The following is a 14,814-nucleotide window of genomic DNA, read 5'->3' on the forward strand; positions in this document are numbered from 1 at the left end:
TTACGGCGGGAACCGCACAAACCGAGAGCACTAGACATTGAGCACAAGTCGTTCGACGGGTTGGTCGTTCACCAGGTGGCTGTCGACAATTTCGGCCACATCGGACAGTTGAACATTGCCATAATAGGTACCTTCGGGATAAACGACCAGGGCTGGCCCAAAGGCACAGGCGTCGAGGCAACCGGTGCGCTGGGCACGCATTTCTTTTAACAGACCGCGTTCGGCGAGTGCTGCCTTGAACGCATCGACCAGTTCATTGCCATGGGCTTCGCCACACGACTTTTTGGGGGCGGCCTTCTGGTTATTGCAGATAAAAACGTGCTTTTTGTATTTCATAAGTTTTTTGAATCAGTACCCAAAGGTAACAAGAACCCCGGCAACGACCATTTCTTTACGAGTACAGATTCCTTGATCTGGTTGTTTGGCTACCGAATAAAAAAAATATAAACCAAAGGGTAACCAACAGGTTGTTGCTATACACCTGGTTGGCAAGGCTTAGTATCTGGCAAGCGGGTGACTGCCACCAGTCTATCTTCCCCTTTATGAGTCGTGCAATAAACGAGCCCCAGAAACTCGACTTGCCCCGTGGGCAGAATGCAATAAACAAGGTTGATTTTCACGCCCTGTATGATCGGTATGCACCCGCCCTGTTCGGGGTTATCACTAAAAGCATTCTGAATAAAGACGAAGCGGCAGCATTACTGGAAAAAATATTTGTAGCGGTTGGGGCAGAGATTGGTCTGTTTGAGCCCGAAAAACAGCCGGTATTTGCCTGGTTATTAACCATTACCCGCAACGCTATAACCGATGCGCTGCAAATGCGTAATAGAGTACCATACCCGGCCTTTCAGGTAACCACAACCGGGCAGGTCACGCTACCGGCCCACCAGCCTGCCCCGGCAGTTCATTTCGATACTCACCCGACCAATTCGCAGTTGAAGGAACTGCTTGATGCTGTACTGTTTAAAAAATGCACGCCCGAAGAAGCCGCTCGTACCATGGGCCTGCCGACAGAAACAGCTCGCCAACAGTTGCGTCTGGCTATGCAGCAGCTCCGGTCATAGCCTAAATTATAAATTAGCTAGCTTCCGTTAGCCGGACGAACTACGGTGTGCAGGGTACGCCAGGCCAGGTTTAGCGCCTGTTCGATTTTCTGCCAGGAAGTTTCCGTGGTGCCGCCGGGCTTGTGGCCGGTTTCGTCGCACAGGCGCATAGCATTTGCCCGGAGAGTGGCATAGGTGGAGAACGAGGAAACTGGCTGATTATACAGAGCTGCCGATGTTTTCGCCAGCGCCACGGAGAGGTCAGCGTAGGAGTAGCGGTCCCGCTGGCGATGAACAATCCACCAGTCTAACTCCAGAGCTGCTACCTTCTGCACATCAAAACGTTCTACCGTCAGTTTCTGAATGGCTTCATAATACGTGACCAGAGCAGGCATCGCCCGTTGGTAATCCGCCCGGGAGTGGCCTTCTTTGAAAATGAAAGCGGCTTTGGTCGCTAAAAATGCCAGGCCGAATGATCGCCAGAAAGGGGCATGGAATTGTTGCCGTAATCCACCCGCCAACTGCCAGAACAACAGTGCTGGATTTTTGTCATAATAGGATCGCCACATGGCTGTTTCCAGGCGGGCAACTTCCTTCGCGTCGAACTGTCGAATGCTGTGCTGGCGCGGCACAAATACGTCGATTGTGATCCAGAGTAAAAGTGCGACCAAAGCCGTGCGCCAGAATAACCCCTTCGGGCCAGTTTGCTGGGAAGAAACGGATCGAGTAGGCGGAGCTTTCACGTACGTTTGGGGGCGTTAATAAATCGGGTAAATAAGTCAGGCATTTTTTGTCCTTCCGACGAAGGAGGAACCTTCGTGTAATAGCTAAAGATTAGCCTTGTCCGAAGGTTCCTCCTTCGTCGGAAGGACAAAAAAACGTTTGATTTAAGTCGTTTTGCTCAAACAAAAACCATCGGAACTACCTGCCAGAAACAGGTAATTCCGATGGCGTGTTCCCTTGGCGTGTTATGACTTCTTCGATGATGCTTTTGCCGAAGCTACCGTTTTCTTTTTCGGCGGAGTCGTTCCCGACTTCGTGGTTGGGTTTTGCTGCGTCATGGTAACCGGATCCCAATGCACAACTTTCTGCTCGAAGTAGCTCTCGTTGCAGGCCAGAACCGGAGCCGCTGCCCGAAAACCAAACACCGGATCTTCTACGGTTCCCTGGCTGCCTTTTCGGATATTCTCGAAAAAGTCGCCGAAGTGCTTGGCGTGGGCATCGTCGTTCTTGGGCGCTTCAAATTTTACTTCCTTCACCGGTTCCGACTTGCGGGTCTCGGGTGGATAGGTTGCATCATATTTTTTGGCAAACTCCTGCTGAACCGGTTCCGTGAACGTAAAGAAACTGTCGTAACCGCCATAACCCGGCGCCACGGGAAGTTTCTTTTTAGTCATGATCAGGTTGTTCTCCGAAAACTCAATTTGGCCTTCGTTCCCAATAATTCGGGTGACATCGTTTATCTTTCCGGCATTGGCAAAGTTAACCCGAAGCACCATCTGAAACGCTTCGTGCTGGTCTGTTTTGGGGTAGTCCATGATGCAGGCCATGATATCGGGCACATCGCGGCCATCTTTCCAGTAGGCCAGATTACCCGATGAATAGATGCGGGTTGGCCCCATTGTGTTCGTGACGAAATGAACACCGGTAATCAGGTGAATGAACAGGTCACCCGCTACGCCCGTGCCATAATCTTTGTAGTTTCTCCAGCGGAAAAACCGTTTTTCATCGAATGGCCGCTTTGGCGCATCGCCCAGAAACCGATCCCAGTCCAGGGTTTGGGGCGAGGCATCGGGTGGAATGGAATACTGCCACGCCCCGATGGCGTTAAAGCGGTCGTTGTTGGATTCAATGTAGTTGATCTGACCAATGTCACCCGCTTCGACCAGTCGCTTGGCTTCCTTGAACGACGCGCTGCTGATCCGCTGGCTACCCACCTGCATGGTCTTGCCCGACTTTTTCCAGGCATTGATAACGGCTTTGCCTTCGTTGAGGTGCTGCACCATCGGTTTCTCGCAATACACGTGCTTTCCGGCGTTGAGAGCCGCAATCGTGATGTGATCGTGCCAGTGATCCGGCGTTACGATGAGCACCGCGTCGACATCCGGACGGGCCAGCACTTCGCGGTAATCGCGGGTCGTAAACAGCTCCTTGTCTTTACCGTAGGCAGTTTTGGCGTGTTCAAGTCGGCCGTTGTACAAGTCGGCCACACCGACCAGTTCCACATCAGGATTACGCAGCGCAGCCTGAGTATCGAAGTTGCCCTGGATGCCCATACCAATGGTAGCAATACGAATCTTATCGTTCGGGCTAATCCTCATCAGATTGGGAATGTAGGCGGGGGCACCGAAGGGCTTGGCAATACCTTCCGTGGCGATTACTGCCGAAGCGGCCGACAAGCTTTTTATAAAGGTTCGTCTATTGGCTTGCATAGGAAATGCGTGTTTGCGAGTATAGTATCCAAAGCGGGCTGGATGCCGGTTTTACCCAGCAACGTGTATTTTCTACAAATTGAGCGTTCCGATCAGTTCCGGCGCGCAGAACGTCCGCCGGGACAGAGCGGAACCACCTGGGAGAGATAAGTAAGTAGGCTGGTTTTTGGCTTTTAGATGAACAGGTTTTACCGAGGCACGCTTATGCACGTTCTATCCCGTCGCCGTTTTTTACGGTCGTCGGCCGTTCTGGCCGGCAGTACTTTTCTTACGCCCAATGCGTCATTCCGACATGTGGTTCAACAGCCGCTTCGGCTGGGTGGGCCTATTTTTCTGAAAAGTGATGACCCCAGCGAACTCGCCCGTGAACACCGGCGCCTGCAGTACAGCGCGGCCTACGTACCGGCTGTTGACCTGACCGATACCACCAAACTTTCGGCTATTCGCAAAGCGTTTGCCGACCAGAATGTGATAATCGCCGAAGTGGGGGCCTGGGTCAATATGCTGGATCAGGATGCCGAAAAGCGCCGTAAAAATCTGGCTTACGTAACGGATCGGCTGGCCCTGGCCGAAGCCGTCGGGGCCAGGGTCTGCGTTAACATTGGTGGTTCTTACAGCCCTACTCACTGGGATGGCCCCGATGCGCGGGATCTCAGTACCGATTATTTTGATGCAACGGTCGAAAACTGCCGAAAGGTAATTGATGCGGTGAAGCCCAAACAGGCCAGGTTTGCGCTCGAAATGATGGGCTGGAGTTTACCCGACGGGCCCGATTCGTACCTTAAATTCATAAAAGCCATCGACCGGCCCGCCTTTGGGGCTCATGTCGATATCGCCAACATCATCAATAACCCAAGGCGCTACTTTACGAATGCCGCCCTGATGGATGAGGTTTTTCGGAAACTAGGCCGCTGGATTGTGTCGGCGCATGCCAAAGATATTGCGCCCAAAGATGGCCATTTTATGGAAACCATGCCGGGCCGGGGTAAGCTGGATTACGCGGCTTATCTCCGGAATGTTACCTCCCTGAAACAGGAAGTGCCGTTGATGCTGGAGCATTTGCGCACGGCCGAAGAATATGATGAAGCCCGTCAATTTGTGATCCGGAAAGCAACCGAAAACCAGATTCCGCTGGCTTGAGCGATAGCGCGAGTATAACGCCTGCAACGTATCCTGATGAAATTGTCTCTCTCTGGCTGATCTCACGATAAAACCAATAGATAATAGATAAACCCTTTAAGCCATGACTATCAGAATTTTAGTAGCTGCTATTGCCCTTTTCGCAGTAATGTTTCAGTCGGCAAAGGCACAAAGCCCAACCGCAACCCGCGATTCGTTACCGACTATCGTGGGTAAATGGGCCGGAACCTTCGACGGATCATCGAACGGCAAGTTTGAGCTGGTCATCAAGCAGGACAGCAACCGGAAACTAACCGGACAGGTCGTTATGCTGACCGAAGATGGCAACCGCTACCCTACAGATTTGAAAACCATTAGCTGGGAAAATGGACAACTGAAGGCTAGTTATGCCACCGATGGAGACGACGTGAGCTTCACCGGAAAATACACGAACGCTGCCCTGAAAGGCACCTGGAAATCGGGCGATGGGCAGGACAGCGGTACCTGGCAGGCAACCCGATGAGGTGGTTATAAGTCAGGAATTTCTAGTATTCGAACTTTCATAACAGGGCGTTCGCCATTGGGAACGATCACAATAAACGAGTTATTGACCGTTTCCCCATTTCGCAGCATGTGTCCGGCCTGAATATTGGTGGTCGTCACTATTTCTTTGCCTTCTGCATTTTTGACCCGTTGCCGGTAAGGAACCACGAAAGGACGGGCCATCACCTTGCCATTTTTGGATGTCAGCCGCTTTCCGGTGGCGTTCAGGCAATCAAAATTTGCCAGTTCATTTTGGTCATCCTGTCCCAGCAGTGCCTGCTTGGGTAGCATTATCTTTGTACAATTACTCTTATTCGTTGCGTAAATGGTTAATTCGTAGCGCATGAATGACTCGCCACTAATGTCGATACGGCGTTCATTTCTGATCTCGAAACCATAGTCGATTCCGTTTAATTGGGCGGGCTTGCCGGGTTCAACGTCGTGGGCCTGCTGGCCAAAAAGAGGGGAGTAAAGGGTTGTTAAAAAAAGAAAGCAGAAAAAGAAACGGTTCATGGCAGCAAATGGGTGTCGTTAAGCTGTAAAAATACAAATTAGGTGTATTTCTACCGATAGGTCTCTTGCACGAATTGCTCATAGCCGTAGGGGAAATAGCTCTTTATTGATTTCGAAAGAATTGCGGAAACTTGGCCGTAGCTGCTGGATAAACGTGCTACCTCACCCCTGAAAGAAGGGTTGGAAACACAAAGCGAATCGAGCGACTGCTCTTGCCTGACAGATCCCTATTTCGTCAAAATTTTGTTGCTTATGGTTATTTGTCATTATACTTATGCCAGACCTTCGGGTTTACCAGGTTCTAACAAATGACATTATGCCGCAATCCAGTATAAAACGTATAACCCTCGCTGTTCTCTTCATTAGCCTAACACCAGGCTGGGCCCAAACGACTCTCCAGAAAGCCAGACCAGCCAGCAAGACATGGGCGGGACCTGATGAACAGTTTGGTCCGTTATTCGAAGCCGTTCAGTTAAAAGCGGTATTCCCGGACTCCAAGACGTTTGCTGACTGTACCCCCAAATTTCCGGTCGCTACTATTCTGGCCAACTACGAAGCTGCCCGACAACGGCCTGATTTCGACCTTAAAGCCTTTGTCATGCAGCATTTTACGCTGCCCATAAAACCCGCGTCGGGGTACACCAGTAAAGCTGGTCAGTCGGCGCAGCAGCACATTGTTGATTTATGGCCGGTCCTCACCCGGCCCGCCACGGCTCAGCCTAAGGCCGAGGCACTCACTGGGTCACTGATTTCTTTGCCCAATGCCTACGTTGTACCCGGCGGCCGGTTCGGCGAAATTTACTATTGGGATAGTTATTTCACCATGCTGGGCCTGCGGGCGTCGGGGAAAACGCCCCTGATTCGAAACATGGTCGATAATTTCGCCTACCTGATCCGAACGTTTGGCTTTATTCCCAACGGCAATCGAACGTATTTCCTTGGCCGGTCGCAGCCGCCGTTTTTCTCGCTCATGGTCAATCTGCTCACAGAAGTGCAGGGACGCCGGGTCTTGCTGAATTATCTGCCTCAGCTACAGCAGGAATACAATTTCTGGATGGAGGGTAAAGACCAGTTGACGGCCCAGCAGCCGACCCACCGCCGGGTGGTGCGCCTGGCCGAAAACGTGTACCTGAATCGGTATTACGACGATAAACAAACGCCCCGTCCGGAATCGTATCGGGAAGATGTGCTGCTGGCCCGACGGGCTAAAGATCCTCCACTGCTTTACCAGCACATTCGCGCCGGGGCCGAGTCGGGCTGGGATTTCAGCAGCCGGTGGTTTCGGGATGGGAAGAACCTAAAAACGATTCATACAACGGATTTTATCCCGGTTGATCTGAACGCGCTGCTCGTTAATCTGGAGCAAACGCTGGCCGACGGCTACCGGTTGAAGGGTGACCAGGTACAGTCGAAAGTGTATTTGAAACTGGCTCAGCAACGGCGTGAAGCCATTGTGCGCTATTGCTGGAACGCGAAGCGTGCGTTCTTTTTTGATTATGACTTTGTTGCTAAAAAGCCATCCGCCGTTTACTCGCTGGCCGCTGTTTATCCACTTTTCATCCGGATGGCAACGGCTGGTCAGGCAGTGGCCGTGGCCCGTAAGCTGGAGCAGTCATTTCTGAAACCTGGCGGCCTAACGACCACGCTGGTCCGTACGGGGGAGCAGTGGGATGCGCCCAACGGCTGGGCTCCGTTGCAGTGGTTAGCCATTCAGGGCCTGCGTAATTACAATCAGATTCCGCTGGCCAATAAAGTAAAATCGAATTGGGTCAATGAGAATCTGCGGGTGTATAAGACCAGTGGAAAAATGGTGGAGAAATACGATGTCGTCAATACGGCCGCGGCAAAGGGGGGCGAGTACCCGAATCAGGACGGTTTTGGCTGGACAAATGGTGTCCTGCTAAAGCTGCTGACCGAACGTTGATATGATGTATTTACCCCCCCGGCCCCTAAAGGGGGAGAAAAGCTACGTCGAAGTACTCCCCCTTCAGGGGGCCGGGGGGTAAACACACCATATCAACCCTACAACGGCTTGCTCAATAAATGCGGCCGTTCGTTCGCGACTTTCAGGATAAGCTCACCAAAAAGCGTATTGGCCCAGGCAAACCATTTTCGGGTGAATTTGGCCGGGTCGTCCTGGTTGAATGACTCGTGCATAAAGCCCGTTCCGGCATGGGTCGTTTTTAGAAAACGCAACTGCGACAGGATCTCCTGATCGTCGGTGGAGGTGAGCGCACGCATGGTCAAACTCATGGTCCAGATGTTGTTCACCAGCGTGTGCGGACTGCCGATGCCCTCGGCGGCTTTGCCTTTGAAAAAATAAGGGTTGTCCGGGCTGAGCACGAACCGGCGGGTGTTCCGATAGACGGGGTCGCTGGCGGGTATGGCACCCAGGTAAGGCAGCGCCAGCAGGTTCGGCACGTTGGCATCGTCCTGAAGCAGGTGATTTCCGTAGCCGTCTACTTCCAGGGCATACATCTTTCCGTATTTGGGGTGCGTGTAAATGGCATACTGTTTCAGCGCCCGTTCTACTTCATCGGCCAGCGCCCGACAGTCGGTGGAGAGGGCCGGGGTGGGGCGAATCTGCTCGACCATCGTGGCCAGTTGTCGGAGCGACACGACCGCAAACCAGTTCGAGGGTACGTAAAACGGGAAAATCGTGGCATCGTCAGACGGCCGAAAGGTGCTGTTGATCAGGCCAACGGGTCGGGTTGGGTTGCCATACCCATCGCCCGGCACCGTATCCGTCGACCAGGCGGTGTTCCGGCTGAAGTGATAGGGTCCTCGGCTGGATTGCCCCTGATTTGTTTTGCGTTGCTGTTCGCGGCAGGTTTTCAGCACCAGTTGCATGGCCTGTAGCCAGTCGGTGTCGAACGGGCTGGTGTCTCCCGTCGTTTTCCAGTAATGATACCCCAGCCGGATTGGGTAGCAAAGCGAGTCGAGTTCCCATTTCCGTTCGTGGAGACCCGGCTTCATATCGGTAACATCTTTTTTCCATTCGCCTTCCTTGGTGGCGTCGGCGTAGAATGCATTGGCGTAGGGGTCGCGCCGAATGCACAGACTCTGCCGTCGGATAACCCCCGCAATGAGTTGTTGCAACGGTTTATCCTGTTTGATGAGGGGCAAATAAGGCCAGACCTGCGCCGTACTGTCGCGCAGCCACATGGCGTCGATGTCGCCCGTAATGACAAACGTATCGGGTTGCCCGTTGGTGGTGCCAACCTGAACGGTGGTATCGAGCGTATTGGGAAAGCAGTTTTCGAAAAGCCAGGCCAGCTCCGGGTCTTTGATTGTTTTGTGCATCCGCCCGATGGTCTGCTCAACGGCCGAACTGGTAAAATTACGGTTGGCGGCTGCCGTCCGAACAACGGGGAAGGCGGCTGCGGGGGCAGCCCATAACGATTGACCAGCCAGCAGCCCTGCACTTGCCCCGGCTGACTGTTGGATAAACTGACGACGATTCATGGAAATAAATTATTGAACACGAAGGCACGAAGAACATAAAGAAAAATTAAAAAATCCGTCTTCCCCTGCCTTTTTGGTTTAAAACTGTCCATAATACAGATAAACAATCGCTTCCCGATAGTTCATTTCTGAACATCCCCTGTTGACGATGCCCGAAAGGAAGAAAACGTAGGTAGTTTATGTATGGTCAAACCTTATAGCGTAGCCTAACGCTCAATCTTTTTCTTTATGATTTGGTCAACATCTATCACGTACACACTCCGGTTACTGGGAGCCGCCGGGGCCTCAGTCGGGCTGTATGCCTGCCTGAATACCCAGAGAGCCACTACCCAAACGACCATCGGCACAGCAACGCCAACGGCCGTTACCCAATCAACATCGGCTGGTGAGTCAGCGAACGCCGGGTCCATCCAGACCGGGTCTATCCAGGCCGGACCCCTCCAGGCCGGACAAAAGCGCATTCTCGTTTTCTCGAAAACCAAGGGCTGGAAACACACCTCCATTCCGTTTGGTATTGCGGCTATGCAGAAGCTGGGCCGCGAGCATTCGTTTCGAGTGGATACGACCAAAAATGCGGATTACTTTACCGACGACAGCCTGCGCCACTACTCCGCCGTCGTGTTCATGAGTACAACCGGTAACATCCTGAATCAGAAGCAACAGGCCGCTTTTGAACGGTACATTCAGGCGGGTGGTGGTTATATGGGTGTTCATGCCGCGGCCGATACCGAATATGACTGGCCCTGGTACAACAAACTGGTCGGTGGGTATTTTGCCAGTCACCCGAGTCAATCCAACGTGCGCAAAGCGACCGTTGACGTAACCGATAAAAACCACCCATCTACGGCGCACTTGCCTGATCACTGGGAGCGTACGGACGAATGGTACAATTACCGCTCTCTGTATTCAAACCTGACGGTGGTGGCCAATCTGGATGAAAATACATACGATGGCGGCATCAATGGCAGCAATCATCCGATTGCCTGGTACCACGAATTCGATGGTGGACGGGCGTACTACACGGGTGGCGGTCATGAAGATGCCAGCTTTAGCGAACCGTTGTTTGTGCAGCACTTGCTGGGGGCGCTCAACTGGGTGATGGGCAGCAACAAACCTCTCGATTATAGCAAGGCTTATGCCGTGACGATGCCCGAAGAAAACCGGTTTGTGAAGACGGTGCTGGTCAATGATTTGAACGAACCGATGGAGCTTGCCATCACTGAGGATGATCGGGTATTCTTCACCGAACGGAGCGGGAATCTGACCGTCTACAATGCCCGGACGAATAAGTATAAGGTCATGCACAAATTTCCCGTAACAACGAAGCAGGGCTTTGGCGTACAGGGAATTACGGTTGACCCCAAGTTTGCGACTAACCATTTTCTGTATGTGTATTATTCCCCGGCGACCGACAAAGACCCTACGTACCACCTGTCGCGCTTTGTTGTCAAAGACGACAATACGCTCGATCTGGCGTCGGAAAAAGTAGTGCTGAAAATACCCGGTGAGTTTGAGGCCAGTGCCCACCACGGCGGCTCGCTGGCGTGGGACAAGGCCGGTAATCTGTTTCTTTCGACGGGCGACAATACCAACCCGTTCCCGTCCAACGGGTACTCACCGATCGATGAGCGCCCCGATCACCTTACGCTCGACGCCCAGCGTTCGGCGGCCAATACCAACGATTTGCGGGGTAAAGTGCTGCGAATCCATCCGCAGGCCGATGGCACGTATACCATTCCCGACGGGAATCTTTTCCCGAAAGGCACATCACAAACCCGCCCCGAGATCTACACCATGGGCTTGCGCAATCCGTACCGAATCGCCGTAAATCCGAAATCGTCGGTTTTGTATTGGGGCGAAATCGGCCCTGATGCCGGTAAAGACAGTACCATTGGGCCACGGGGATACGACGAGTTCAACCAGGCCAAAAAGCCGGGTAACTATGGCTGGCCTTATTTTATCGGCAATAGCCAGCCTTATCCCGACCTCGACTATGCCACCAATGTGGCGGGTCCCAAATTCGATCCGAAAGCACCCCTGAATACGTCGGTCAACAATACAGGGCTGAAAAACCTGCCACCGACCAATTCGGCCATGATCTGGTACCCGTACGCGGCCTCTAAAGATTTCCCCGAGCTTGGTCTGGGTGGCCGGAGTGCAATGGCCGGAGCGTTCTATACCTACGATAAAAACTCGCCTTCGAAAAGCAAATTTCCGGAGTACTACGATGGTGCCCTGTTCATTTTCGACTGGATGCGTAACTGGGTGATGGCGGTTCGCGTCGACAAAGACGATAACTACATTCGAAATGAGCCGTTTATGGCCGGTGGGGGCGATTTCAGGCGTCCGATCGATCTGGCATTCAGCAACGATGGGGTGATGTATATGCTGGAATATGGTTCCGTATACGGAGCCGATAACGACGATGCCCGCCTGGTGAAGATTGAATACAATACGGGCAACCGGGCACCCATCGCCCGGGCGGGGGTGGTCGACTCGGTGGCCGTGGCTCAGCGCGACGCCCGCTCCTACCTCACCTCCGATCCCCGCGCTCCTGAGCTGGACGAAGCCGTTGGACAGGCACCTTTGCGGGTCAAATTCAGTGGACGCGGTACCGATCTGGACGACGATGATCAGGTTACGTACCAATGGCTGTTCGATGGTAAAACGGTTGGAGCTACCAAACCCATGGCGACGTACACCTACACACAGCCCGGTGTGTATAACGCCATCCTGAAAGTAACGGATCGAATGGGGCTGGTGGGCATGGATACCGTCACCGTGAAAGTGGGCAATGCCAAACCGGAACTGGCCATTGTGACCCCCGACAATAAATCGTTCTACTGGGAAAATAAACCGTTTACCTATTCGGTGAAGGTGACCGATAAAGAGGACAAGAAAGTGGATCCTAAGCGCATCAAGGTGTACTACGAATACAGTGCTCAGCCGAATGGCGCACCCGTAGCGGCCTCGCAGCAGGGACACCAGGAAGTAGGGCAGGTGGGTGCCGGCTCGCTGGGAAAAACGCTGATTGCCAGCAGCGATTGCAAGGCTTGCCATACGATCGACAAGCCATCCGTCGGGCCAACGTTTTTGGCCGTTGCCGGGCGCTACAAAGGAGAATCCGGTAGCGTAGAACGACTGGCCAGGAAGATCATCGAAGGGGGTGGGGGCAACTGGAGCAAAGACCATTTAATGAGTGCGCACCCTCAGATTCCGGCGCAGGATGCCCAGGAGATGGTAAAATACATTTTCTCGCTGACGGATGCCCGCAAACAGAAAGCCGTCCCTGCGCAGGGGAGCCTTGCCTTGACTGAGCATAAGCCTGAAGATGCCCGTGGTCAGTATAACCTGATCGCCAGTTATACGGATAACGGTAGTAAGGCCGTTGGTCCGCTTACGAGCACGGAGGTTGTTACCTTACGCAATGCGAAAGTGAAGACGCTCAATGCCGATGCCTATGTAGGCTTCCCCCGGTTCGGCAGCCGCCTGAATGCGGGTGGTCATAAGGCGTACGTCTTGCTGAAAGGCATTGATATGACGACCATTAAGTCGTTGACGTACGATTATTCGTCGCTCAACAAAGCGGGTGAGATCGAGGTGCGGCTGGATTCCTATGCGGGTCCGGTTGTGAGTCGTGCCCCCTACAAAGCGACCGGCGACTGGAAAACGACCAGTCAGGTAACGGGTACGCTCGACAAGCCATTCACGGGCAAGCACGATGTGTATATCATCGTCGTCAAGCGGGATAAACCCAATGACAGCATTATTCAATTGAACAGCATTCAGTTCAATCAGTAAACAATATACTGGGCGTCCCGGCTGGAATTTAAATTCCAGCCGGGACGCCCAGTATATTGTTGAGGTTACCGTGGTGTCAGTTTCTCAAAACTGACACAGGGAGGTTTCTCAAAACCGAATGGTTTAGTTGACAGCACGCGGTTTTAAGAAACCGCTCAAGTCAGTTTTAAGAAACTGACTTCACATTGCCATCAAAACGAAACTTACTGAACCGCAACCGTTTCCGGAAGAGGTTGCTTGTCCGGGGTTTTTACGGCGATCAGGGTGATAAGGGCAGATAATAAAAGCGAACCGGCCATGAAAATGTAAGAGGCTCCGAACCCACCCGTTGAGCTGTTCAGATACCCCACAAGATACGCACCCGCGAAGGAACCCAGGGCTCCAAAGCTGTTGATGAGAGCCATAGCGCCACCCGCCACGTTCTTGGGCAGCAGGTCGGGGATGATGGCAAAGAAAGGGCCGTAGGGTGCATACATGGCACCACCCGCAATGATCAGAAGTACAAATGACAACCAGAAATTAGTCGCGCCAATCAGGTACGATCCGTAGAAAGCAACCGCGCCCAGAAGCAGAAATGGCCACACAAAGATTTTTCTGTTCAGGGTTTTGTCCGAAAAATAGGACGCACTCAACATCCCGATGATGGCCAGCACGTAGGGGACGGAAGACAGCCAGCCGGTTTTAACAATGTCCATGTTCGGAGCCGCGTTGATGATGGACGGAAGCCACATCACAAACCCATACACCCCGATGCTCCATAAGGCATATTGCAGACTTAACAGAATGACAATTCTGGATTTAAAGGCCGCTGCGTAATTTTTGACGGGTTTAATGCCCTGCTGCTCCTTCTGTAATTCGGCTTCCAGGTCCTGCTTCGCCGACTCGGTGAGCCAGTCGGCATCGCTGGGCTTGTCGGCCACAAGACGCCACCAGAAGAACGCCCAGATAATGGCCGGAAGACCTTCCAGGATAAACATCCACCGCCAGCCGACCGATTTAATTAAATAACCGGACAGGACCGACATCCAGAGAATAGTGGCGGGATTGCCCAGAATCAGAAACGTGTTGGCCCGCGACCGCTCGGCTTTGGTAAACCATCTGCTTAAAAAGAGCAGCATCGCCGGCATCACCGCGCTCTCGACAACGCCGAGCATAAAGCGAATCACAATCAATGCGTATACATTGCTGATGATCCCCGTTGCCATGGCCAGACCACCCCACAGAATCAGCGACCAGAAAATCAGTTTCTTGGCGCTTCTGTTTTCGGCGTAGATAGCACCGGGCACCTGAAAAAAGAAGTACCCCAGGAAGAACAGCGATCCCAGCAGGGAAGACATGGACGGCGTAATCTTCAGATCGGTTGCCATGCCGCTGGCGGCTCCAAAGCCAAAATTTGCTCTGTCGAGATAGGCCAGGCTGTAAGTAATAAAGGCGATTGGTATCAGACGATACCAGCGGGTAGGGGCTAATGTCTTTTCCATTAAGGCATAAAGCATATTCTAGCGCAGATATACGCAGGAGTGTGTGGCAAGTTGTAAAGTAGTAATTTGCCAACTAATTCAGACGTCTATGACAATCGGCAATTTATTCGCTTCCATTCCTGATTTTCTACCCGAAGAACTGGTCGACAAAATCGTGACCGGCCCTGGCTTTAGGGTCGAACGTATCGTCTCGAAAGGGCACGCGTCGCCCGATGGATTCTGGTACGATCAGGAACAGGCTGAGTGGGTACTACTCGCCAAGGGAGCGGCCCGGCTCCGAATAGACGGTGTTGACCAGCCCGTTGAGCTGTTTCCCGGTATGCACATCAACTTGCCCGCCCACCTCAAACACCGCGTCGAGTGGACAACGGAAGAGGAAGAAACCGTTTGGCTGGCCATTTTTTATTAACGGCCGCA

At 52.8% G+C, this 14,814-nt stretch carries 12 protein-coding genes; 6 read left to right on the forward strand and 6 right to left on the reverse strand.

What is annotated here, in order from left to right; genetic code table 11:
• Positions 1-30: 30 nt before the first annotated feature.
• Positions 31-336, reverse strand: a complete 306-nt coding sequence (locus tag ACYU8Y_RS13975; protein WP_460938179.1) for a (2Fe-2S) ferredoxin domain-containing protein — start codon at positions 334-336, stop codon at positions 31-33.
• Positions 337-542: 206 nt separating this feature from the next.
• Here ACYU8Y_RS13975 and ACYU8Y_RS13980 point away from each other — a divergent pair, with 206 nt between their 5' ends.
• Complete coding sequence (locus tag ACYU8Y_RS13980) at positions 543-1,064, forward strand: RNA polymerase sigma factor (protein ID WP_460938181.1); 522 nt, start codon at positions 543-545, stop codon at positions 1,062-1,064.
• A 17-nt stretch (positions 1,065-1,081) separates the two neighbouring features.
• On the opposite strand, the gene ACYU8Y_RS13985 is transcribed toward ACYU8Y_RS13980, so the two are convergent.
• Together ACYU8Y_RS13985 and ACYU8Y_RS13990 are read right to left on the reverse strand one after the other, a co-directional pair.
• Positions 1,082-1,786, reverse strand: coding sequence for a hypothetical protein (locus tag ACYU8Y_RS13985; RefSeq protein WP_460938183.1), 705 nt, complete (start codon positions 1,784-1,786; stop codon positions 1,082-1,084).
• A 225-nt stretch (positions 1,787-2,011) separates the two neighbouring features.
• Positions 2,012-3,475 carry a Gfo/Idh/MocA family protein gene (locus ACYU8Y_RS13990; RefSeq protein WP_460938185.1) on the reverse strand — a complete coding sequence of 488 codons (1,464 nt, stop codon included), beginning with the start codon at positions 3,473-3,475 and terminating at the stop codon, positions 2,012-2,014.
• Positions 3,476-3,679: 204 nt separating this feature from the next.
• On the opposite strand from ACYU8Y_RS13990, the gene ACYU8Y_RS13995 reads away from it, so the two are divergent.
• Together ACYU8Y_RS13995 and ACYU8Y_RS14000 are read left to right on the forward strand one after the other, a co-directional pair.
• Positions 3,680-4,615: a sugar phosphate isomerase/epimerase family protein gene (locus ACYU8Y_RS13995; RefSeq protein WP_460938187.1), complete on the forward strand. Its 936-nt coding sequence runs from the start codon at positions 3,680-3,682 to the stop codon at positions 4,613-4,615.
• Between the two features lie 103 nt (positions 4,616-4,718).
• Positions 4,719-5,117, forward strand: coding sequence for a hypothetical protein (locus ACYU8Y_RS14000; RefSeq protein ID WP_460938189.1), 399 nt, complete (start codon positions 4,719-4,721; stop codon positions 5,115-5,117).
• A 5-nt stretch (positions 5,118-5,122) separates the two neighbouring features.
• On the opposite strand, the gene ACYU8Y_RS14005 is transcribed toward ACYU8Y_RS14000, so the two are convergent.
• Positions 5,123-5,650, reverse strand: a complete 528-nt coding sequence (locus ACYU8Y_RS14005; protein WP_460938191.1) for an ABC transporter permease — start codon at positions 5,648-5,650, stop codon at positions 5,123-5,125.
• A gap of 316 nt (positions 5,651-5,966) precedes the next feature.
• Between ACYU8Y_RS14005 and treF the strand changes: the two genes are divergently transcribed.
• The gene (gene treF, locus ACYU8Y_RS14010; protein ID WP_460938193.1) at positions 5,967-7,574 is read left to right on the forward strand and encodes an alpha,alpha-trehalase TreF; all 1,608 of its coding nucleotides are present in this window, start codon (positions 5,967-5,969) and stop codon (positions 7,572-7,574) included.
• A gap of 98 nt (positions 7,575-7,672) precedes the next feature.
• Here the strand turns inward: treF and ACYU8Y_RS14015 are convergent, their stop codons facing one another.
• Positions 7,673-9,115 carry a glycoside hydrolase family 125 protein gene (locus ACYU8Y_RS14015; protein WP_460938195.1) on the reverse strand — a complete coding sequence of 481 codons (1,443 nt, stop codon included), beginning with the start codon at positions 9,113-9,115 and terminating at the stop codon, positions 7,673-7,675.
• 228 nt (positions 9,116-9,343) lie between these two features.
• Between ACYU8Y_RS14015 and ACYU8Y_RS14020 the strand changes: the two genes are divergently transcribed.
• Positions 9,344-12,916 (forward strand): ThuA domain-containing protein, encoded by a 3,573-nt coding sequence (locus ACYU8Y_RS14020; RefSeq protein ID WP_460938197.1) that lies wholly within the window; start codon positions 9,344-9,346, stop codon positions 12,914-12,916.
• Positions 12,917-13,119: 203 nt separating this feature from the next.
• Here ACYU8Y_RS14020 and ACYU8Y_RS14025 read toward each other — a convergent pair whose 3' ends face one another.
• A complete protein-coding gene (locus ACYU8Y_RS14025; protein ID WP_460938199.1) occupies positions 13,120-14,397 on the reverse strand; it encodes an MFS transporter in 1,278 nt (425 codons plus the stop codon).
• Positions 14,398-14,485: 88 nt separating this feature from the next.
• On the opposite strand from ACYU8Y_RS14025, the gene ACYU8Y_RS14030 reads away from it, so the two are divergent.
• Positions 14,486-14,806, forward strand: coding sequence for a cupin domain-containing protein (locus ACYU8Y_RS14030; RefSeq protein ID WP_460938201.1), 321 nt, complete (start codon positions 14,486-14,488; stop codon positions 14,804-14,806).
• Positions 14,807-14,814: the final 8 nt, after the last annotated feature.

Source organism: Spirosoma humi, assembly GCF_054776575.1.